The organism is Mangrovimonas sp. CR14 (assembly GCF_011764015.1).
In the GTDB taxonomy this organism is placed as follows: domain Bacteria; phylum Bacteroidota; class Bacteroidia; order Flavobacteriales; family Flavobacteriaceae; genus Mangrovimonas; species Mangrovimonas futianensis.
On the sequence record NZ_JAAFZY010000001.1, the window covers coordinates 180,705 to 203,275 of the forward strand.

Here is a 22,571-nt window from a genome sequence, read left to right on the forward strand (position 1 = left end):
ATTATGAAACTAAAATTACTTTTCGTTGCCCTATTTGCTGGAGCTCTGCTCCAAGCACAGACCACTTACAACCTTGACTGGGAAACTGGATTTAACAGTCCTGAAGCTGATTTGACCATTGAAATTGGAGATACCGTAATATGGACTTGGACGGATGATTTACCTCATACCGTTCAGAACGCCGTTGGGAGCTCAGTAGAAAACTTCAACAGTGGTTTTCTAACAGGTGTGGGACAAACGTTTTCATACACTTTTACCGTAGAAGGCGTCAATGATTATATCTGCGGTGTACACTCCAACATGTTTGGAACCATTACAGTTGTTCCCAGTTTAAGTATCAAGGAATTTGATCAAACCTCTTTCAGCATTTTACCAAATCCAACCTCTGAAGAAATTCAAATCAATTTGGTAAATCCTATTATCCTTGGAAGCATTCAAGTTTTTGATCTTCTTGGAAAACAAATGATCGATGAGCCCATTCAAGAATCCAACCAACTTACCATTCCAGTTCAGAGCTGGAAAAAAGGAATTTATTTGGTTAAAATCAATTCTGGAGAAAATACCGCGATAAAACGTGTTGTAATTAATTAGAAGCTTTTAAATCTGCTTTCAGGAATCTTCCTGAAAGCAGTTAAAAATGACCATATGAGATTATTTTGTTTTTTTCTTTTGTTATTCCCTTTAGCTATATTTTCTCAGGAAGAAGATGATTTATTAAGTGAAATCGATACCTCCATTGACTCAAATCAAGTGGTTCAAGCCACTTTTAAAGGACTAAAAATTGTCAACTTTGAATCCACCAAATTGGTAGCTAAAAATGAATTGACTCTAGTTGTCGCCCATAGATTTGGGAGCATTAAAAATGGTTTTGACACCTTTTTTGGATTGGATGATGCCGTAACCAGATTAAATTTCATTTATGGTATCTCTGACGCATTCAACATCAGCGTTTCCAGAAGCTCTTATCAAAAAATATATGAAGGTGCCATTAAGTATCGATTACTGCAACAGGAAACCGAAGGATTTCCGTTTACTATAGTGGGATACCAATCTATACTGGTCAATACCTCTTTAGAAAAAGACAACCTCCCAAAATTAGAGTTTAAGCATCGTTTAGGTTATACTGTTCAATTTTTGATTGCTCGAAAAATGAACAAAAATCTCTCTTTAGAAATTGCCCCTACATTTTTTCATGACAATTATGTAGTTGTCAATGATCAAGACAACTCCCAGTTTGCTTTGGGATTTGGAGGACGGTACAAGTTGGGTAACCGGTGGTCTTTAAACATGGACTATGGCTGGCATATGAATAGAGCAGATAATTCACCTTTTAAAAACCCGCTTTCTATTGGAATTGATTTGGAAACGGGCGGACATGTTTTCCAGATGCATTTTACCAATGCCCAACCCATGAACACCAACATGTTTTTAGGGCAAGCTACTGGTGACTGGAGCGATGGTGATATTTATTTCGGATTTAATCTTAGTAGGGTATTTTAAATAAAAAGAAAACTATGAAAAATGTATTTCCACTTTTACTCCTTATGGTGTGTATTCTTTCCTGTACAAATGCAAGTGAAGAAGACCTCATAGACCAAACACCCATAGACGAATCAGAAACCATTACCTATAACAACCACATAAAAACCATTATTGATTCTAACTGCATTAGCTGTCATGGCGCACCCCCTATTAATGGCACTTCGCTATCACTGACTACTTATCCACAAGTAAAATCAGCGGTTGAAAACAACAATCTGATAGGAAGAATATCTTCCCAAGATCCTAGTTTTTTGATGCCATTAGGAGGTCAACGCTTACCTCAAAATTTGATAGACTTGGTTATTGCCTGGGAAGACGATGGTTTAATAGAATAAAAACAAATCGTTATGAAAAAGCTCATTTTATTAGTCGTATTGGTCTCATTACAAACTTTGGGGCAAAACAAGTATTTAACCAAAACTGGATATTTAAAATTTGAAGCCTCGGTTCCTTCCTTTGAGGAAGTAAAAGCCGAAAACAAAGCAGTTACTGCTATTCTAAATTCTGAAAATGGCGAGTTTGCTGCCTTGGCATTGGTGAAAGGTTTTCGTTTTAAAAATGCGTTGATGGAAGAACATTTTAATGAAAATTATGCCGAGTCTGAAACCTATCCAAAAGCAACTTTCAAGGGTAGTTTTAAAAATTTTTCTGTGGATGATTTAAATAGTAACAAATCGTGGACCATCACAGGTGAGTTAAATTTTCACGGAAAAACCAAAACTTTAGAAGGAGTCGCTGTTCAGATCACGCAAAAAGGGGAGCAATTGATTCTTTCGGGAACATTTGAGGTGCGCTCATCAGACTTTAATATTGACATACCAAAAATTGTAAGAAATAAGGTTTCAGAAACTGTTGAGGTTTATTTTCTTTTCGAACTCACCAAGAAATAACTATTTAATAGGTTCCGCCATTCGCGGGTCTGGTTTCAAGGCCAATTTTCTGCTTCTTATGACTTCAATGCTACAAAACCCAAAGTCCTCAACGACTTTTCCGAAGCATTCATAAACACCAATACCATGAATGGGATATTGATCTACCGTATCATGAAAATGAACCGTATCAAAATAATGCCCCTCAACATCAACAAAAGTGCAAAAGCGCATTACCTTACCATTTGATGCTTTATGAAATCTTGTATTGACCAATTTCCCATAGAGCAAAACAGGCTTATTTAAAAACATTTCCATATCACGAGCCTTAACATGTGGTTTTAAAGGCTCTTGTATTAAATCAAAATAGTCACACAAAGGAAAATCCAACAGTTCCATCTGGTCATAGGCATCTTCAATCCACGTTGTTTGAAGTTGAGGCAAAGAAAAATGTTTTTGTGGCGCTACAAACAATGCCTTTTGAGCTGATCTAGATTTAGTTGCATTCAACTTAAAAATAGCCTGCCAAAGCAATTCTTTTTTTGAAACCCCCATAAACCGAAAAGCATCAATGCGTATTAAAATAGTTAATTGCTCAATCCCAATAACCACGCGATCCACAAAGTCATCCAAAGACTTAAAAACTCCATTTAATTGGCGTTCACTAAGCAATCTCTGAATGGTAAAGCTCTCTAGGTTCTTTAAATTTCCAAATCCTAAAAAAAGATGCTTCCCCTTAATAATATTTGGATGATCACTCGTATTAATACAAGGAGCTTCAACAATTCCCCCCAACATTTTTGCCTCATGAATGTAGTGTTCCTTGCTATAAAATCCGCCACCGTTGTTCAACACGGCTACCATGAATTCCAACGGAAAATAGCATTTTAAATACAAGCTTTGATAGCTTTCAACTGCATAAGACGCCGAGTGACCTTTTGCAAAAGCATAGCCTGCAAAGCTTTTGATCTGCTCCCAAACCTCAAAAATGAGAGCGTCTTCATAGCCTCTTTCCCGGCAATTAGCAATAAACTTTTGTTCAACAGCAGTAAACTCTGCCCTTGACCTAAACTTACCACTCATACCCCTCCTTAACACATCGGCCTCTCCTAAATTTAGTCCTGCAAACAAATGGGCTACCTTGAGCACATCTTCTTGATAGACCATTACCCCATATGTTTCTGGCATAATATCCAATAAAACAGGGTGCGCTTGCTTTCTCAATTCGCGATGCCTGTGCCGTTTTATATATTCATGCTTCATGCCAGAACCAGAAACCCCAGGTCGAATGATAGAACTAGCAGCTACCAATCCCAAATAATCTTGAGTTTCTAATTTTCTCATAAGCCCTCGCATTGCAGGAGACTCTACATAATAAGCACCGGTTGCCTTTCCTTCCTTAAGCAGCGTATTTACCTGGACGTCTTTCTTAAACTTTTCAACCTCTGTAATATCTATTGGTGGTAACTCAGGTCTGTTATACCTAATAATTTCTAAGGTATCTTGAATTTTGGCCAGCCCTCTCTGACCTAAAATATCAAACTTAAACATCCCAGTATCTTCAGCGATGATCATATCAAATTGCACCGTAGGAAACCCCTTGGGCGGCATATCTGTAGCCGAAAAATAATGAATAGGCTTATCTAAAATCAAAATACCACAAGAGTGTACACTCAAATGATTTGGAAAACCTTTAATGAGTTCCCCATATTTAATTACCAAGTTCCCCAACTCATCCAATTCTCTTTTCTCATATTTACCAACACTTATTTTATCGATTTCTTCTTTAGGCATTCCAAACACCTTCCCTAGTTCCCTTACTACCGCACGATATTTAAATGTATTGTAGGTTGCCAATAAGGCTACATGTTCAAACCGATCAAAAATATATTGGGTCACATCATCCCGATCCTTCCATGAAAAATCAATATCAAAATCTGGAGGCGAAACCCGATAAGGATTAATAAATCGTTCAAAGTATAAATCCAGTTCAATGGGATCTACATCAGTTATTCCAATAATATAAGCTACAATACTATTGGCGCCACTTCCCCTACCCACATGTACATATCCCTTTTGTTTGGAATGATGGACAATGTCATAATTAATCAAGAAATAGGATACAAAATCCATCTCCTTGATAGTTTTAAGCTCTTTAGCCAATCTATCCATCACCTGTTTGGACGGATTGGCATATCGCTTAGATATATGATCTACACACAATTGCTCCAACATGGCATAGTCCGCTTCTTTAGAAGTAGAATACACACTTTGGTTTTGGGTAATGCGTTCCCCATCAAAAGCAAATTCAATGGAACATGCTTCTAACAAAATCCTAGTGTTTTCAATAATATGTGGATGCCATTGAAAAGCTTGCTCTAGCTCCCCTACTGGAATCATCACGTCTTGCTCACTACATTCTTCAGATTTGGGTAGTTTACTCAACAACGTATTGTTATCTATAGCTCTCAATAAACGATGCGCATTAAAATCGCGCTTGCTCCTCACCGTAACTTGTTGCTGTATCACCAACTTGTCTCGGTACTCTTTATAAATGGTAAAGGGAAGCTTTCTCAAATCACGTATAGAAACCCCTATAAACTCATAATCTTTAAACTGTTTCTTTTCCAATTGCATGACTTGCTCAAAAGGATACACCACAAAAGCCTGCTCAAAATGAGGTGTTGTTTTTGGCAACGTTTTTTTTTGATGTGAATGATGGGACAAGAACCTGTTTAATTCATAAAATCCGTCATTATTTTTAGCCAATCCCACAAATCTCTGCTCTGCTCCATCCCTAAAATCAATTCCTAAAACAGGTTTAATTCCCAAGGATTTTGACTTCCTAACAAAATTCAAACAGGCAGAGGTGTTATTAATATCTGTAAGCGCCAAACAAGACACCTCATTCTTTTGGGCCAATTCCAAGAGATCTACTTCAGAAAAAGTCCCAAACCTTAAAGAATAATATGTATGGCAATTCAAATACATTATTGATTTCTATGTGCTAAAACAATGGGTGGTTCCCCATTAAAAGGATTGTGAAATCTCCCTATGGTTTTAGCCCCCATAGCCGCAGCCTTTTGGACACTCATCTCACCAAATCGCAACCGAATATGATCCATGGCATTATACAGACGTAGCATTTCCTCAGTATCATCAAACAAATTGATTTGATAGTTACCACTCACCAAATCACTAAACTTAACCCCGACCAAACGAATCAACAACCGCCTTTCATATAGCTTTTCAAACAGCTCCAATATTTTAGGGACAATTACATGATCTGCACTTGTGTAAGGAATCTTGATTTGCTTGGTATAGGTGTTAAAATCAGAATATCTAATTTTAACCGAGATACAAGAAGTCAACTTGTTGCCACGTCTCAATTGAAAAGCCAGATTCTCTGCCATAGCAAAGATGGTCGTTCGTAGTTTTACCATATCAATGGTATCTTTATTAAAAGTGCGTTCTGTTGAAATGGATTTCCTTTCATAATATGGAACAAGCGGTGTGTTATCAATACCATGGGCACGTTTCCAAATAGTAGCTCCATTTTTTCCCAAGACACTCACCATCATTTCCAACGGCATTTGCTGTACCGTTTGCACCCTATCTACTCCCAGATTTCTTAAAACCTGATACGTCTTTTCACCTACAGAGGGAATTTTTCTGATAGAAAGCGGTGCCAAAAAGGATTTTTCAAAGCCCATATCTATTCGCAATTGATTATTGGGCTTCGCTTCTCCTGTAGCCACTTTAGAAACCACCTTATTACCAGAAAGACCAAAAGAAATAGGCAATCCTGTTTCCTTGATTATCTTCTGTCTAAGTTCAGAAGCATATCTATAGCTCCCAAAGAATTTATCCATGCCACTCAAGTCTGCATAAAACTCATCGATACTCGATTTTTCAAAAACAGGAACCTGCTCCTTGATGATCTCTGTTACAGCCTGTGAATGCTTCGTATAAATAGAAGCATTTCCTCTTATGACTACTGCCTCTGGACACAGCCTTCTAGCCACTTTCATAGACATTCCAGAGTGTACCCCAAAAGGCCTCGTTTCATAACTACAAGCCGCCACTACACCTCTGTCGCCCGTTCCCCCTACAATGAGAGGTCGCTTCTGCAACCGGCTATCAATTAAGCGTTCGCAAGAGACAAAAAACGTATCTAAATCCAGATGTAAAATTTGCTGATTCATAGACTACAAAATTAGCTACATTTTTAAGCAATTATTGCTTATATTTGTAGCAAATGAAGTACATCACAAAAAATATTCGTCACTTAAGAAACTTAAAAGGAATCACCCAAGAAGCCTTTGCCGAAGACTTAAAAGTGCCAAGGTCACGAATAAGTTCTTATGAAGAAGGAAGGTCCATTCCTAATGTGGATATGTTGATCAAACTTTCAGATTATTTTAAAATTCCTATTGACATTCTCATTAAAAAAGACCTTACCAAAGCCAAGGACACCTCCTTTATAGAAGTGGGCAACAAACGGATTCTATTCCCGATAACTGTCGATGAAACCAATGAAAACCTTATTGAAATTGTTCCCACAAAAGCCTCTGCAGGCTATCTGGCCGGGTATGATGACCCAGAGTATATAGAACAGTTAGACAAAATAAAACTGCCCTTTCTACCCACTGGGAAACACCGCGCATTTCCTATAAAAGGAGACTCTATGCTCCCCATGAAAGATGGTGCTTATGTGGTAGGAAAATTTATTGAAGATCGAAGTGACATCACCAATGGAAAGACCTATGTATTGCTGACCCTTAATGATGGGATGGTATACAAAAGAGTATTTAACCAAATTGAATCACAGAATAATCTGCTTTTAGTCTCAGACAACCCTCATTACGAACCTTATACGGTTCCCATTGATGAAGTATTGGAATTATGGGAATTTACTTGTAGCATCAACACCCAAGAGTACAATGAGGAAGAACTAAAAATAAGCAGTATTATAAACCTATTTCAGTCTTTGGGAGTTGAATTGCAAGCCCTAAAGAAAGTGGTTAAATAAAATCACTAAAAACACAATCTTCAGCTAGTATTTCCCATCCAATTAAGCATAAAAAAAGCCCTTACAAATCATTGTAAGGACTTTATGTACTTGAGGTGGGAATCGAACCCACACTCCGAAACCGGAACTGGATTTTGAATCCAGCGCGTCTACCAATTCCGCCACTCAAGCAATTTTGGACTGCAAAAGTAAAAAATAAATTTATACCAACAATCAAAAATTACAGCTTTTATTGTTTTTCTGTTGAAATAAATTCATAAATTTGCACCTCGTTTAAAGAAACCGTATTAAATAGTTACTAAACAACCTATTAACCATGCCCAGAGTTAAAACCGAAGCGAAAATTTTTGCTTGTACACAAAGTCAAGTATTAGGTGAAAAAATTGCAAAAGCCTTTGGTGAGCCTTTAGGCAACGTTATAACCTCTACTTATAGTGATGGTGAATTTCAACCATCCTATGAAGAATCTATTAGAGGCGCCAGAATTTTTGTAATAGGTTCCACGCATCCTGGACCTAGCAATTTAATGGAAATGTTGTTAATGCTAGATGCGGCAAAACGAGCATCGGCTAGACATATTACGGCTGTGATGCCTTACTTTGGTTGGGCAAGACAAGACCGTAAAGACAAGCCAAGAGTACCTATTGCCGCCAAATTGGTAGCAAAAATGTTGGAAGCTGCGGGAGCAACCAGAATTATTACAATGGATTTGCACGCAGACCAAATACAAGGGTTCTTTGAAAAACCGGTTGACCATTTATTTGCTTCAACCATCTTTTTACCTTATCTAAAAAGTTTGAATTTAGATAATTTGACCATTGCTTCTCCTGATATGGGAGGTTCTAAAAGAGCTTATGCCTATTCAAAGGCCTTAGGAAGTGATGTGGTAATTTGTTACAAGCAACGTGCCAAAGCCAATGTTATTGAGCATATGGAATTGATTGGTGACGTTACAGGTAAAAATGTGGTATTAGTAGATGACATGGTTGATACCGCTGGAACATTGACCAAGGCAGCAGATTTAATGATGGAGCGTGGTGCTGAAAGCGTAAGAGCTATTTGTACTCACCCTATCTTATCTGGAAATGCTTATGAAAGACTTGAAAACTCCAAACTTGAGGAATTAATCGTCACAGATTCTATTCCATTAAAACAAGAAAGCAAGAAAGTAAGAGTTTTAAGTTGTGCCGATTTATTTGCCGATGTGATGTACAATGTACATTACAACAAGTCAATCAGTTCTAAATTTGTTATGTAATTTAATAATTAATTATAAACGCGAAAAATGAAATCAATTACAATCAACGGATCTCAAAGAGAAAGCGTGGGCAAAAAGTCAACAAAAGCCTTACGTAATGCTGGCCAGGTTCCTTGCGTGTTATACGGAGGAGACAAACCAGTACATTTTGCAGCTGATGAAATTGCATTCTCACACCTGGTTTACACCCCGAATGCTCACACAGTTGTAATTAACCTAGAAAATGGAGAGTCTTTCAACGCAATTATGCAAGATATCCAGTTTCACCCTGTAACTGACAGAATCTTACACATAGATTTCTATCAGTTATACGAAGACAGACCTATTACTATGGAAGTTCCTGTTCACTTTGTAGGAAACTCTAGAGGTGTTAAGGCTGGTGGTGTGTTACGTAAAAACTCTCGTAGACTTAGAGTTAGAGCTATCCCTAGCTTATTACCAGACTTCATTGAAGTAGATGTAACTCCAATGAGAATAGGTAACAAACTTTATGTAACCGCTTTAGAAAATGACGATTACAAAATCATGCATACTGAAAATACAGTTGTTTGCCAAATTAAGAGAGCAAGAGCTGCAATGGCATTGGCCGGTATGGATGAAGATGATGAAGATGAAGTTGAAGGAGAAGAAACTGCAGCAGCAGAAGGAGCTGAAGCTACATCAGAAGCACAAGAATAGATTAGGTTTTACCTATTTATATAAAAAGCATCCTAACATAAAGGATGCTTTTTTATTTTTACAAAAAAGAGAAACGTGCTATCCTTCTTTAAGAACTTATTCAAGCAACAAGACATACAAATTTGTGAAGAAACTGATCCCATGAAAAAATTTTTGATCGTTGGTTTAGGCAACATTGGTGAGAAATATGAAAATACCAGACATAATATTGGTTTTAAAGTTTTAGATCATTTGGCAAGTACCGAAGACCTAACTTTTGAAACACAAAAATTAGGGGATGTCACCACCTACAAATTAAAAGGAAGAAACTTCATCCTACTTAAACCAAGCACCTATATGAATTTGAGTGGTAAAGCGGTTCAATATTGGTTGACCAAAGAAAAGATCCCTTTAGAAAACCTTTTGGTTATAACAGATGATCTCAATTTGCCATTTGGCACTTTAAGATTAAAAACTAAAGGCAGTGATGGCGGACATAATGGCTTGAAGGATATTCAAGATAAATTAAACACAAATAAATACAACCGCTTTCGGTTTGGCATCAGCAATGATTTTGGTCAGGGCAGACAAGTAGATTATGTATTAGGAGAGTGGAATGAAGAAGAACAAGTGAAATTAAAAGAAAGACTTGAAACCGCTTCCAAATTAATTAAATCATTTGGCCTCTCAGGTGTTTCAAATACCATGAATACTTTTAATGGAAAATAAAAAAGGGAGCATTTAGCTCCCTCTTTTATTTGTAGCTTATCGTGCGCTCCTATTAATTTACAATAACCTTTTTGGTAACCTTTTGGTTTCCAGTAGAAATATTTAATAGATACATTCCAGACTGTACACTTCCTAAATCAATGGTAGTACTGAAATCTGAATTGTTGCTATTCACTAAATTATTATAAACCTTTCGTCCTCTGATATCATAAACATCGATATTGACATCCCCCATAACACCATTGAATTGAACCGTAAAGCTTCCATTATTTGGGTTAGGGAAAACGCTAAAACTATTCAAATCAAATTCTCCAACACTTAAGGAAGGTAATACAGTAACGGAATAGTCCTCAACTTCGGCGTCATGATCGCTATCACAAGCTAAAGGGAATTGAGCATATTGAGTAACCACTCGTAAAGTGGTGGTTCCAAGCACTGCATCACTAGGCACAATAACAGATAAAGGCGACTCACTTGTTTCTCCATCTGAAACATTTTGAGCAATACCCATATTATACTCTTCACTCGCTTCAAAAACACAATTCTGGTTCCAATCTATCCACACCATGGTTCCTAAAGCATAATTCCCATCGGTATTTACTCTTACCGATAAGTCATAAGCTTCATCTCTATTCACCTCAGTTCCTATATCAGTGTAATCACTATATCCAGATGGTTTCCCTGATGAATTATCAATGGTATTAAATGTTAAATTAGTCACACTCGTATCCCAATCCATATTAGCTACCGAAGTACAAACGCCATTGGTAAGTATTAAATCTATTTCAATTTCTTTGGTTAAAGATGCTGAAGTACCTGTAATAGTAATTGTATAGGTCCCACTATCTACAGAGCTTAATCCAGTCAAACCAACTGTAAAGGCGCCATCAGTAGTTAAAGTTTCTGGACTGATAGTTAAAGTAGTCCCTGCGGGATTCCCACTTGCCGATAGCGTTGTAGTTTCATTGAACCCATTGGTCACCTGATAATAGAGGTCTAAGGTCACCTCATCTTCAGAACACCCCAATGCCGGTGAATTTACTAATGATATTCCAAAATCTGGTTCGTTAGATATGGAAAAGGACTCACTAACAGCATAAAAAATATTGTCGGCTGCCTCAACCAATAACCTTGCATCGTTATCTACAATAACATCTGGAACACTTATTTCTTCCGAACCATCATTGGTCACATTTGATGCTACTTCAGTAAATGTAGCTCCTCCATCTAAGGACAATAAAATGTTAACCGTTTGACAATTGATACTTGCATTTGTAGTAGAACCGACATTCCAAGTAACTGTTTGCGTAGAATTTGGTTCCCAAGTAGGCGGTGTGCCCACAGTAAATGGAGCTACATCCTCCACGGTAATAGTCATTAAATCAAAACTAGACTGTCCATTAAGGCCAACAGCCGTGGCATCCCTATCCCTTACAGTAAGAGCCCAATTCAAATCCCTAGCAACATTAACAACTGTTTCCCAATCTCCATTTAAACCAGGAAAAGTTTCAGTTAATTCTCCGTCAAGAACCCTGCTAAATTTCGGAATGTATCTATCTGGTGTATCGGTTGGCATTAAAGATCTGGTTGTTGTCCCTGCAAATAGGGACGGTCCAAAATTGGATGCAACAACTTGTCCGCTATCTGTTTGTTCCCAACAATAAGACAAAACATCACCTCCATCAGGATCTGTTCCTTCTCCTTTTAGCACATAAGCGGTCCCCCTAGGGATGTGATAGTCATTTCCTGCGTTTGCGAGAGGGGGATTGTTGGTAATAGTAGTTGTTACCGCACAATTATTAGGGGCTGTAGCTATATTATTCATAATTTGGTTGATGCTGTGATAGTGAAAATAAGCATCACTATGCATTTGTAAATTTTGACCAGATACAATCCCAGCATAAGCCATAATAGTAGAACCACTTCCAGGTTCTGAGTTCACTCCTGTTCCTTCCGTGCTGAAAGCGAAGGTATGATTTGCTCCCATTTGATGACCCAACTCATGAGCTACATAATCAATATCAAAATTATCCCCTTCTGGAATGCCATCAGCTGGACTAGTAATTCCACTTCCTTTAGAACCATCTTCACACACACAACCAATACATCCTGCATTCCCTCCACCTCCAGTAGCACCAAATAAATGTCCAATATCATAGGCAGCTTCCCCTATAGTATTCGTTAAGGTATTTTGAAGCTGTCCATTCCAGCTTCCCATACCAGATGCTGGAGAATATGGATCATTGAAAGGATTTGTATAAATCAATTCTGGGGCATCTACAACTAAAAAGGTTATAGCCATATCTGTTTCATATACTTCATTTACTCTTGTTATAGAAGCATTAATAGCCGCCAAGGCTCCTTCTACCGTTCCACCGTGATAAACAGTATATTCTCCAGTAACTGACATAGCTAGACGATAAGACCTTAAAGTTTGATCATTGGCGTCAAATTGATTGTTTTGTTGAGACAATTTATTGGCTTCGACCATTTCATCAATGGTAGAACAAACAAATTCATCTACAAAATCATTTTTTGAGCTTTTCTTATAAAGTACGTACTTGGAAGAACCATGCGAAACAGGCATTAAAAAATAAGCTTCCCTGTCCATATATGTAATCATGGTTTGGACACCTTGAGGACTAACACTCATACGAAGTTTTGCGCCCCGATTTGTCACCCCAAATCCAACATAAGATTTAATTTGAGGAAATTTCAAAGACAAAGATGGTGAAAATACAGGAGCCTCATAAATAAGAAAGGATTCAAGATTTCCATTATCACCTGGAACTTCTATTACCGTATTTGAACTGATTCCTTGTCCTCTTAAAGGAGCAGAAACCAAACCTTGCCTAAACGCATTAGCATTCAAGTCAAAGATACTTACCTCATCATTTTTCAAATGAAACTTAGAGATAGCCAACCTTTCATTTTCACTAGTAAGCGTTGACTTGCTCCAACCATTGCTTTGGGAGAATGAAGAGTAGCCAAACAAAAAAACCATTAGAGAAAAGGCAAAATGTAGTTTTGTTTTCATAAAAAATTGTTTTTTAGGAGTTTATCAAATATAATTTTTTGAATTTAATGAAACAATTTTATCGTGTTCAAAAAAGAATTTGAGAACAAGCCTATTTTACGTCAAAATCTCCACTATCAATTCCACTTTTTATATTGCCTATTTTTTAACTAGTTAGATCTTTTAAAAACAAAATATTTTTTCACAATATACCCCGAGAATTCTTGTTTTGCCCACACTTTAAATTCAAAATACCATTCCATTTTTGAAATATTCTCCTTTTAAATCAAAATAAAACTTACATATTATCACAAAATCAATCTTTTTCTTAAGTTTTTTGTACATTTAGCGCCGATTTTACCCTAAACTGATTAAGATATGAAAAAAACTACTCTGTTAAGTTTAATATGCATTATCAGCGTATTAATCACAGAATCAATGCATTCCCAAGAAAAAAGACCTTTATCAAATAAGGTTTTTAATCAAAATTACACCCCTCAAAACCTAAAAGGTCTTCAGGATTATGGAACCATCAAATGTGTGACTGATGAATATGAACTATCGCTTCAAGAAAAATTCCCTAACAGATCAACAGAAGCAGAATTTGAAAATTGGTTAGCCCCTAAATTAGAGGCTAGAAAGAATAAGGTCAAAACTCAACGAGATGTAAATACCGTTATGACCATACCTGTCATATTTCATATATTCACAGACGGATCAGGCTCAGAAAATGTATCAGAAACATTAATAAATGCTCAAATTGAACAATTAAATATTGACTATGCTAATTTAGCAGGTAGTTCATTTGATGTAGCCGCTGATACCGAAATACAATTCTGTTTAGCTCAAGTAGATGAAGAAGGTAATCAACTGGATGAAATCGGAATTAATAGAATTACAGATTTCGGACAAGGTCCTTTTTCAACAGGAGAAGTTGAAACAAATTTAAAACCTGCTACTCAGTGGGATCCCAATCAATATTTTAATATTTGGGTAGCCGACATTTCTGGAGGAATATTAGGTTATGCTCAATTTCCTAGTGATTCCGGATTATCTGGCCTAAATGTAAATGGAGGTGATGCCAATACTGACGGTGTTGCAGTAACTTACTATGCAATAGGCTCTATGGACACTCCAAATCCTAATGGTGGGATTTATGGTTTTGGTAGAACACTTACGCATGAAGCTGGTCACTGGTTAGGGTTAAGACACATATGGGGTGATGGTGGTTGCTCTGTAGATGATTACTGTGCTGATACACCTGCTGCTGCAGATTCAAACTTCGACTGTGTAACGACAGACTCTTGTACATCCGATTCTTTAAATGATATGATCGAGAATTACATGGATTATACCAATGACGAATGTATGGATACTTTTACAGCAGATCAAAGTTCAAGAATTGCAACCGTTATGGAAAATAGCCCAAGAAGGTTAGAACTATTAACTTCTACAGCTTGTGAGCCAGCCATGGTTTATGATTTGGACGGTAGAGTTAAAATTGATGCATTAAACATTGACAATTGTGAATACACCATTTCACCTGATATTACCTTAATCAACCAAGGGAATAATGCACTAACCTCTGTAACCATTGAATTTGATATAGATGGCGCGACTTCTGACTCTTATTCTTGGACTGGAAACCTAGTTAATTTTGGGGACTCTGAAACTATTACATTAAGTGCGATGTCAATTAGTGAAGGAGAGCACACCTTTAACGTATCACTTGTTGATGCAAATGGTGCCACAGATATGAATGTTAATAATGATAATGACTCAGAAGATTTTGTTTCAGCTACCAATTTAGAAACAGGTTCAGAAATTGTATTGAATGTACAACCTGACATCTATGGAAGCGAGATTACATGGGAATTAACTGATGAATCTGGAGCTGTTTTATACAGTGGTGGACCATATGAAGATGGTGAATTCACTCAAAACCCTTGGACTGGAGAAGTTACCGTTACGTACATGGATGAATTAGATACTCAAGCTTTCACATTAGGTGATGGTTGCTACACTTTTTCAATCTACGATTCGTTTGGAGATGGTATATGTATTGGTGGGGACGCTGTTCCTGATGTAAACGGATACTACGCTTTAAGCTCCAACGGAGAAGAATTTGCTAACAGTTGTGATTATGGAAATGGCGAATCATTTACATTTACAATCAATGCTTTAAGCACTCAAGAATTCCAACTAAATCAAACTATTTCGATATACCCGAATCCTTCAAAAGGAATTTTAAATATCAAAACAACGAGTGATTTACCAGACAACTACACCATCTATAATGTATTAGGTCAAGTTGTTTCTAGTAAATCTATCAGATCAAATGCTGATTTAATGATCAACACATCAGAATTCAGCAATGGTATGTATTTCATTAAAATCAATAAAAACGATCAAGCTATTTCTATTCCATTCATTAAAGAATAGTTTGTTTACATATGATTTTTCACAAAGAGGATTGACAAATGTCAATCCTCTTTTTTATTTTTGAAAAAATTCTCATTCTTGGAAATAATTAACACGTCATCAAAAAAATTTGAAGACCCTTCAGTGGTCACTATTGGAACTTTTGATGGTGTTCATATTGGTCATCAAAAAATTATTGAGAAATTGGTTGATTCGGCCAAATCCAATCATTTGAAATCCATTGCCCTTACATTTTTTCCACATCCTAGAATGGTTCTTCAAAAAGATGCCAAAATCCAACTAATCAATACCATTAATGAAAGAGCTCAATTAATGGAAGGTTTGGGGTTAGACTACCTTTACATCAAAAAATTTGATTTAGATTTTTCAAGATTGACTGCCGAAGAATTTGTGTCTCAAGTGTTAGTAGCAGAACTACATGCAAAAAAAGTCATCATTGGATACGACCACCATTTTGGGAGAAATAGAAATGCCAATATTGAAGATTTGAAAGTTTTTGGAGAGGAATTCGGATTTGAGGTTGAGGAAATTTCTGCGCAAGACATCGATGAAGTGGCCGTAAGTTCTACCAAAATAAGAAATGCCTTAAAAGAAGGTGACGTTCAAACAGCAAACACCTATCTAGGCTATGAGTTTATGCTTACAGGAGAAGTTGTTAAAGGAAAAGGCCTTGGAAAAGGCCTTCAATATCCAACCGCCAACATACAAATTCCTGAAGCTTACAAATTGATTCCCAAAATAGGTTCGTATGTCGTCAAATCAACTATTGAAGGCCAAACCTATTTCGGCATGATGAACATAGGACTTAATCCTACGGTAAAGGATGATGAAAAGGAATCTATTGAAGTTCATTTTTTTGAATTAAACCAAGACCTATATAACAAATCACTTACCATACATTTTTTGACCAGAATTCGAGATGAAGAAAAATTTGATGGATTGGATGATTTGGTGCAACAGCTGGATAAAGACAAAGCATTTTCTTTGGATTTTATAAAAACCTATGATCAATAAATTCCTATTTAAACAAATAGATAACAGTTCGCTTATCGTCTTTCGAATTATTTTCGGATTGCTATGTTTTTTGGAATCAGTCGGCGCCATTTTTACTGGTTGGGTAAAAAAGGCTTTTATTGATCCAGATTTCACCTTTTCATTTATAGGGTTTGAATGGCTTCAACCGTTGCCAGGTTATGGCATGTATGCTTATTATGTGCTCATGGGAATCTTTGGGTTGTTCATTATGGTTGGTTTTAAATACAGATTTTCAGCTTTGATGTTTACTCTCATGTGGTTGGGTTGTTATCTCATGCAAAAATCATCTTATAATAACCACTATTACTTGCTCATCCTCTTGAGTGCCATCATGGTCATTATGCCCGCCCATAAGCATACCTCCTTTGATGCTAAACGTAACCCAAATTTGCAAAAAATTTCTATGCCTAATTGGTGTCGATGGGTCTTTATACTTCAGATGTTTATTGTATATAGCTACGCATCCATCAATAAAATATATCCCGATTGGCTAGATCTAACCGTTATGGAACTGCTCATGAAAGGGAAACAACATTATTATTTGGTTGGAGATTTATTACAACATAGATCGGTTCATTATTTTTTAACCTATGGAGGTATAATTTTTGACGGACTTATTATTCCCTTGTTACTTTTTAAACCCACGAGAAAATGGGCCTTTTTTGCATCTATATTTTTTCACCTCTTTAACTCCTTTGTTTTTCAGGTTGGTATTTTCCCTTATTTATCCTTAGCATTTGCCCTATTTTTCTTTGAACCCAAAACTATTCACAATTTGTTTCTAAAGAAGAAACCTTTTTACGAAGGCTCAGAAATTGAAATTCCAAAATATCATAAGCTGTATTTATCCCTCTTAGGCCTATACTTTCTATTTCAAATTGGGTTTCCACTCAGGCACCATCTCATACAGGATGACGTTCTATGGACTGAGGAAGGCCACCGAATGTCATGGCGCATGATGTTAAGATCTAAACAAGGGATTGCCACCTACAAAATCGTAGACCAAGAAAAAAACCAATCGCAAATAGTAAAATTAGACGATTTTCTCACAAGAAAACAAATGCGTTTGGCAACGACAAAACCAGATGCCATTTGGCAATTTGCACAGCATCTTAAAAAGCAATATGAGAAAAATGGACAAGAAATTGAGGTTTATGTGGATTGTAAAATAAGCGTAAATGGAAAACCTTACCAACAGCTGACCAATCCAGAAATTGACCTCGCTAATACCCCATGGGAGCCCTATAAACATGCCAATTGGTTATTACCCTCAAAATAGGCTCGCTTTTATTTCCTGCAACCTAAAATCTTCTTAATTTTGTGCTTCAATTTCAGATGGTAATACCCATCAACTAAATATTATCCTATGTTACAAGTACCTTTTATTAGAGAAAACAAAGAAGAGGTTATTAAGCGACTGGCCAAAAGAAATATTGACGCCAGTGAAATGATTGAAAATGTAATTTCGGCCGATGAGGAAAGAAGAAGTCTTCAGGCAAACCTGGATAATATTTTAGCAGATTCGAATGCTATCTCGAAAGAAATTGGCTTATTATTTAAATCAGGACAAGCTGACAAAGCAAACGAATTAAAAGCCAAAACATCTGAGTTAAAAGAGACATCCAAACAGCTCAACGACCAACTCAACCAAAAGGTTCAAGAGCTCAATGATCTATTATACAAAATACCTAACGTTCCAAATGACATTGTCCCTGCAGGAAATTCTGATACTGACAACGAAGAGGTATTTAGAGAAGGGGATATTCCGCAATTGAGTGAGAATGCCTTACCTCACTGGGAATTGGCTAAAAAATATGATATCATTGATTTCGAATTAGGAAATAAAATTACTGGAGCTGGATTTCCTGTTTACAAGGGAAAAGGTGCTAGACTGCAACGAGCTTTAATTGCCTATTTCCTTGATAAAAATACCGAAGCAGGTTATACAGAATATCAGCTACCACATTTGGTAAATGAAGCCTCTGGATTTGGCACAGGCCAATTACCTGACAAAGAAGGACAAATGTACCATGTCACAGAAGATAATCTGTACTTAATTCCTACGGCTGAAGTTCCTGGAACCAATATTTTTAGGGATGTCATCTTGAATGAAACGGACTTACCTATTGGAATTACTGGATACACCCCTTGTTTCAGAAGGGAAGCCGGAAGTTATGGAGCTCATGTAAGAGGGTTGAATAGGTTACACCAATTTGACAAAGTGGAAATATTAAGGGTCGAGCATCCTTCAAAATCGTATGATGCCCTAGACAACATGGTTAATCACGTAAAAGGTATTTTACAAGAATTAGAGCTGCCTTATCGTATCCTTAGATTATGTGGAGGAGATTTAGGCTTTACCTCGGCATTGACTTATGACTTTGAAGTCTTTTCTACAGCTCAAGAAAAATGGTTAGAGATATCATCAGTTTCTAATTTTGAAACCTTTCAAGCAAACAGGCTAAAACTTCGATTTAAAAATTCTGAAGGAAAAAATGAATTGGCTCACACCTTGAATGGAAGCTCATTAGCTTTACCTAGAGTTTTAGCGGGTATATTGGAAAATAACCAAACAGATAATGGCATTATGATTCCAAAAGCACTAATTCCTTACACTGGTTTCGAAATGATTGATTAACATGTAGGTTTTTTCCTATTTTGACGATAAAATGACAAAAAAATTAGTTGTAATCTATTTTTTTGTCATTTTTTTTTGCTTTTTTAAGATTTTTTTAGCAAGTTAGCATACCATAAAAAATCAAACCTACTTATAAATGAAGAATATCCTTCGCATATTATTAATTGCAGCCATGGTCGTTCTTGCCGCCAAGTTTCTAGGAGATGACTTCTTGAAACTGGATCAACACCCAAATCAATCATCTGCTGCCATATATACAGAATAACTGAGGTTTAAAGATAAAGCCCCAATCAAGTATTTGAATCATGTTTAATTCAAGCATTGATTAATAGCACATTTATTTTGGTTGGCAAAATGCCTATACTTGCCGTATAGGCATTTTTTTATATTACCATTGGCAATATCCCAAGAATGGATTTGTTATATTTACCCAAAGTAAGGTTATGCGGGTTTTGATTGTTGCTTTCTTGCTATTATCTTTTTCAGGCTTTTCTCAGGAAGATGCTCTGGCTAGAGAGTATTTCAAAAATGGAGATTTTGAAAAAGCGTTTGTTAGCTACAAACAACTTTATGACAAATCGCCCAACAATTATAATTACATCCAATATCTTATTAAATCCTACCAACAACTGGAGCAATATAATAAAGCGGAAGAGATACTTACTTTTCAACTTTCCAGATCCAGAAATCCCGCCTTTTTAGTTGAATTAGGGTATAATTACCAGTTAAAAAATGACATGGAAAATGCCAATAAATATTACCAAGAAGCCTTGGCTTTTATTGACCAAACCCCATCCTATGTTTATACGCTGGGAAAATCTTTTGAGGATAAAGCCCTTTTAGACCTGGCCATTGCCACCTACGAAAAAGGCATGCAAATAAACCCTGGGCTTGACTTCAATATCCAATTGGCTAGAATCTATGGTGATCAAGGTAATATTGAAAAAATGTTTGATAGCTATTTGGATTTTGTAGAGAAAAATGATTCCTATGTCAATACCATCAAAAGAAATTTTGGCGAATTTATCACCGATGATTCTGACTCTGAGAATAATCAAATCCTGAAAAAGATTCTTCTAAAAAAAATCCAAACCGAGCCTAACCTGCTTTGGAATGAAATGTTAAGTTGGTTATTTGTTCAGCAAAAAGAGTATCATAAAGCTTTTGCACAAGAACGTGCTATTTTTAACAGAAAACCAGAAAGCTTTCATAGAATAAAGGAATTGGCCCTAGTAGCAGATGCAGACAAACAGCATGATAAAGCTATTGAAATTTTCACTTACATATCAGAAACTGCCCAAGACTTAGAGACAAAATTAGAAGCCAATTACTATCTGCTAAAAATTCAGATTGAAAACTCAAAACCTTCAGACTACACCAAAATCTCACAACAATTTCAACAAATTTTTGACCTTTATGGCATGTCTCCCCAAACTTTAGAACTCCAAATTCTACACGCTCATTTAACTGCCTTTTATCTGCATGACACAACACAGGCTATTTCCTTATTAAAAGGAAGCCTAGATATGACTTTATCGGGTTTTCAAGAAGCCAAAATAAAAATGGAACTGGCCGATATTTTAGTTTTTGAAGAAAAATTCAATGAGGCCCTAATTTATTATACCCAAATTCAAAGAAACTTAAAAAACAGTACGCTATCCCAAGAGGCCAGATATAAAGTTGCCAAAACAAGCTATTACAAAGGAGATTTTAAATGGGCAGAATCACAGCTTACCATTTTAAAATCATCTACCTCACAGTTAATTGCAAATGACGCTTTGGATCTTATGCTATTAATACGCGATAACAAATATGAAGATTCAACGCAAACAGCCTTAAAACTTTATGCAAAGGCAGACTTGTTGGCGTTTCAAAACAAGACCAATGAAGCCATTGCGCTTTTGGCTATCATCCTTGAAAATCATACGGGAAAAAGTATTGAAGACCAGGCTTTGTTTAAACAAGCGCAGCTTTATGAAAAAACAAATCAATATGATTTGGCCGTTGCCAATTATCAATCTATCATTACCAATTATGCAGATGATATACTGGCGGATGATGCCTATTTTCATCTAGCTCAATTATACAACCAGGTGCTGGATCAACCTGAAAAGGCTAAAGATTTATACGAAAACATAGTCTTTAATCATCAAGATAGCATTTACTTTGTAGACGCTAGAAAAGCCTATCGCCGCTTACGAGGTGATGACATTAATTAACCCTTTAATTATTTTTTATGTTGATATATAATGTGACTCTCAATGTGGATGAAAGTGTACACGATCAATGGTTATTATGGATTAAAAATCACATACCAAAGGTTTTGGCTACTGGGCACTTTACTGCAGCAAAACTGATAAAAGTTTTAGTGGATGAAGAAATGGGAGGTGTCACATATTCTGTTCAATACCATGCCAAATCAAGAACCCATTTAGAGAATTATTACGAAAATGACGCTCCTATTCTTAGGCAAGAAGGCCTCAAACTATTTGCTGATAAAGTTTTGGCCTTTAGAACAGAACTGGAAGTTCTCGATGAGTATTCTGTAACGTTTAATTAAGTCTATGTCGGTAAGAGCCAAAAAACATTTAGGTCAGCATTTTTTGACTGATGAAAATATTGCAAAAAAAATTGCAGATACCCTTTCTTACAAAGGATATCAACACGTTTTGGAAATTGGCCCGGGTATGGGGGTCTTAACCAAATATCTTTTGGAAAAAGAAACAACAACCCATGTTATTGAAATAGACACAGAATCTGTCGAATACCTAAAAACCCATTATCTAAATCTAGCCGATAGAGTCATTGAAAAAGACTTCCTAAAATATGATTTAAAAGAAGTTTTTAAAGATGAACCTTTTGCTATAATTGGTAATTTCCCCTATAACATTTCCTCTCAAATAGTCTTTAAGATGTTGGAAATGCGTGATCAAGTTCCAGAGTTTTCTGGTATGTTTCAAAAGGAAGTCGCTCAACGAATTTGTGAAAAATCGGGTAGTAAAACCTATGGTATTTTATCTGTTTTAACCCAAGCATTTTATGACGCCACCTATTTGTTTACAGTCCCACCTACCGTTTTCAACCCGCCACCAAAAGTTGATTCTGGTGTTTTATTACTCACACGAAAAGAAAACTTTGCTTTAGACTGTGATGAAAAACTGTTTTTCAGAGTAGTCAAACAAGGGTTCCAACAAAGAAGAAAAACCCTTCGTAACAGTTTAAAAACCTTTAATTTATCAGATAAATTAAAAGCAAATGTTATATTTGACCAAAGACCGGAACAGCTGAGTGTAGAGCAATTTATTGAGCTCACCCAACTAATTGAAAATGATTTAGAATAACCCAAAAAAACC

The 22,571-nt window shown here is 36.3% G+C and carries 19 protein-coding genes and 1 tRNA gene; 16 read left to right on the top strand and 4 right to left on the bottom strand.

What is annotated here, in order from left to right:
• Window positions 1-3: 3 nt before the first annotated feature.
• The 4 genes from GZ212_RS00705 to GZ212_RS00720 are packed head-to-tail and all read left to right on the top strand — an operon-like array spanning window position 4 to window position 2,432.
• Window positions 4-591: a T9SS type A sorting domain-containing protein gene (locus GZ212_RS00705; protein ID WP_166956300.1), complete on the top strand. Its 588-nt coding sequence runs from the start codon at window positions 4-6 to the stop codon at window positions 589-591.
• 54 nt (window positions 592-645) lie between these two features.
• Window positions 646-1,500 carry a DUF5777 family beta-barrel protein gene (locus GZ212_RS00710; RefSeq protein ID WP_166956303.1) on the top strand — a complete coding sequence of 285 codons (855 nt, stop codon included), beginning with the start codon at window positions 646-648 and terminating at the stop codon, window positions 1,498-1,500.
• Window positions 1,501-1,514: 14 nt separating this feature from the next.
• The gene (locus GZ212_RS00715) at window positions 1,515-1,877 is read left to right on the top strand and encodes a hypothetical protein (protein WP_166956306.1); all 363 of its coding nucleotides are present in this window, start codon (window positions 1,515-1,517) and stop codon (window positions 1,875-1,877) included.
• 12 nt (window positions 1,878-1,889) lie between these two features.
• Window positions 1,890-2,432 (top strand): YceI family protein, encoded by a 543-nt coding sequence (locus GZ212_RS00720; RefSeq protein WP_166956309.1) that lies wholly within the window; start codon window positions 1,890-1,892, stop codon window positions 2,430-2,432.
• Here the strand turns inward: GZ212_RS00720 and GZ212_RS00725 are convergent, their stop codons facing one another.
• Both GZ212_RS00725 and dinB read right to left on the bottom strand, forming a co-directional pair.
• The gene (locus tag GZ212_RS00725; RefSeq protein WP_166956312.1) at window positions 2,433-5,402 is read right to left on the bottom strand and encodes a DNA polymerase III subunit alpha; all 2,970 of its coding nucleotides are present in this window, start codon (window positions 5,400-5,402) and stop codon (window positions 2,433-2,435) included.
• Window positions 5,402-6,616 (bottom strand): DNA polymerase IV, encoded by a 1,215-nt coding sequence (gene dinB / locus GZ212_RS00730; RefSeq protein ID WP_053970574.1) that lies wholly within the window; start codon window positions 6,614-6,616, stop codon window positions 5,402-5,404. Before dinB ends, GZ212_RS00725 begins: the two co-directional genes overlap by 1 nt.
• A 53-nt stretch (window positions 6,617-6,669) precedes the next feature.
• Between dinB and GZ212_RS00735 the strand changes: the two genes are divergently transcribed.
• On the top strand, window positions 6,670-7,443 hold the full coding sequence (locus tag GZ212_RS00735) for a LexA family transcriptional regulator (RefSeq protein ID WP_053970575.1): 774 nt from the start codon (window positions 6,670-6,672) through the stop codon (window positions 7,441-7,443).
• A gap of 87 nt (window positions 7,444-7,530) precedes the next feature.
• Here GZ212_RS00735 and GZ212_RS00740 read toward each other — a convergent pair.
• Window positions 7,531-7,614 (bottom strand) — tRNA-Leu (locus GZ212_RS00740).
• 145 nt (window positions 7,615-7,759) lie between these two features.
• On the opposite strand from GZ212_RS00740, the gene GZ212_RS00745 reads away from it, so the two are divergent.
• The 3 genes from GZ212_RS00745 (at window position 7,760) to pth (ending at window position 10,087) form a co-directional block, all read left to right on the top strand.
• Complete coding sequence (locus GZ212_RS00745; protein ID WP_053970576.1) at window positions 7,760-8,701, top strand: ribose-phosphate pyrophosphokinase; 942 nt, start codon at window positions 7,760-7,762, stop codon at window positions 8,699-8,701.
• A gap of 27 nt (window positions 8,702-8,728) precedes the next feature.
• Window positions 8,729-9,379, top strand: a complete 651-nt coding sequence (locus GZ212_RS00750) for a 50S ribosomal protein L25/general stress protein Ctc (RefSeq protein ID WP_166956315.1) — start codon at window positions 8,729-8,731, stop codon at window positions 9,377-9,379.
• Window positions 9,380-9,520: 141 nt separating this feature from the next.
• Window positions 9,521-10,087, top strand: a complete 567-nt coding sequence (gene pth, locus GZ212_RS00755; protein WP_166956318.1) for an aminoacyl-tRNA hydrolase — start codon at window positions 9,521-9,523, stop codon at window positions 10,085-10,087.
• A gap of 52 nt (window positions 10,088-10,139) precedes the next feature.
• Here the strand turns inward: pth and GZ212_RS00760 are convergent, their stop codons facing one another.
• Entirely contained in the window at window positions 10,140-13,124 is a 2,985-nt protein-coding gene (locus tag GZ212_RS00760; protein WP_166956321.1) for a zinc-dependent metalloprotease, read from the bottom strand.
• Between the two features lie 357 nt (window positions 13,125-13,481).
• Here GZ212_RS00760 and GZ212_RS00765 point away from each other — a divergent pair, with 357 nt between their 5' ends.
• The 8 genes from GZ212_RS00765 (at window position 13,482) to rsmA (ending at window position 22,559) form a co-directional block, all read left to right on the top strand.
• Complete coding sequence (locus GZ212_RS00765; RefSeq protein WP_166956324.1) at window positions 13,482-15,545, top strand: T9SS type A sorting domain-containing protein; 2,064 nt, start codon at window positions 13,482-13,484, stop codon at window positions 15,543-15,545.
• Between the two features lie 60 nt (window positions 15,546-15,605).
• Entirely contained in the window at window positions 15,606-16,559 is a 954-nt protein-coding gene (locus GZ212_RS00770; RefSeq protein ID WP_370520421.1) for a bifunctional riboflavin kinase/FAD synthetase, read from the top strand.
• Entirely contained in the window at window positions 16,549-17,859 is a 1,311-nt protein-coding gene (locus GZ212_RS00775) for an HTTM domain-containing protein (protein ID WP_166956330.1), read from the top strand. Before GZ212_RS00770 ends, GZ212_RS00775 begins: the two co-directional genes overlap by 11 nt.
• An 87-nt stretch (window positions 17,860-17,946) precedes the next feature.
• Window positions 17,947-19,218, top strand: a complete 1,272-nt coding sequence (gene serS, locus GZ212_RS00780; RefSeq protein WP_166956332.1) for a serine--tRNA ligase — start codon at window positions 17,947-17,949, stop codon at window positions 19,216-19,218.
• A gap of 136 nt (window positions 19,219-19,354) precedes the next feature.
• Window positions 19,355-19,483, top strand: a complete 129-nt coding sequence (locus GZ212_RS16180; protein WP_255349985.1) for a hypothetical protein — start codon at window positions 19,355-19,357, stop codon at window positions 19,481-19,483.
• Between the two features lie 178 nt (window positions 19,484-19,661).
• Window positions 19,662-21,437, top strand: coding sequence for a tetratricopeptide repeat protein (locus GZ212_RS00785; protein WP_166956335.1), 1,776 nt, complete (start codon window positions 19,662-19,664; stop codon window positions 21,435-21,437).
• A 17-nt stretch (window positions 21,438-21,454) separates the two neighbouring features.
• The gene (locus tag GZ212_RS00790; protein ID WP_053970585.1) at window positions 21,455-21,778 is read left to right on the top strand and encodes a DUF4286 family protein; all 324 of its coding nucleotides are present in this window, start codon (window positions 21,455-21,457) and stop codon (window positions 21,776-21,778) included.
• 4 nt (window positions 21,779-21,782) lie between these two features.
• Window positions 21,783-22,559 (top strand): 16S rRNA (adenine(1518)-N(6)/adenine(1519)-N(6))-dimethyltransferase RsmA, encoded by a 777-nt coding sequence (gene rsmA / locus GZ212_RS00795; protein WP_166956338.1) that lies wholly within the window; start codon window positions 21,783-21,785, stop codon window positions 22,557-22,559.
• Window positions 22,560-22,571: the final 12 nt, after the last annotated feature.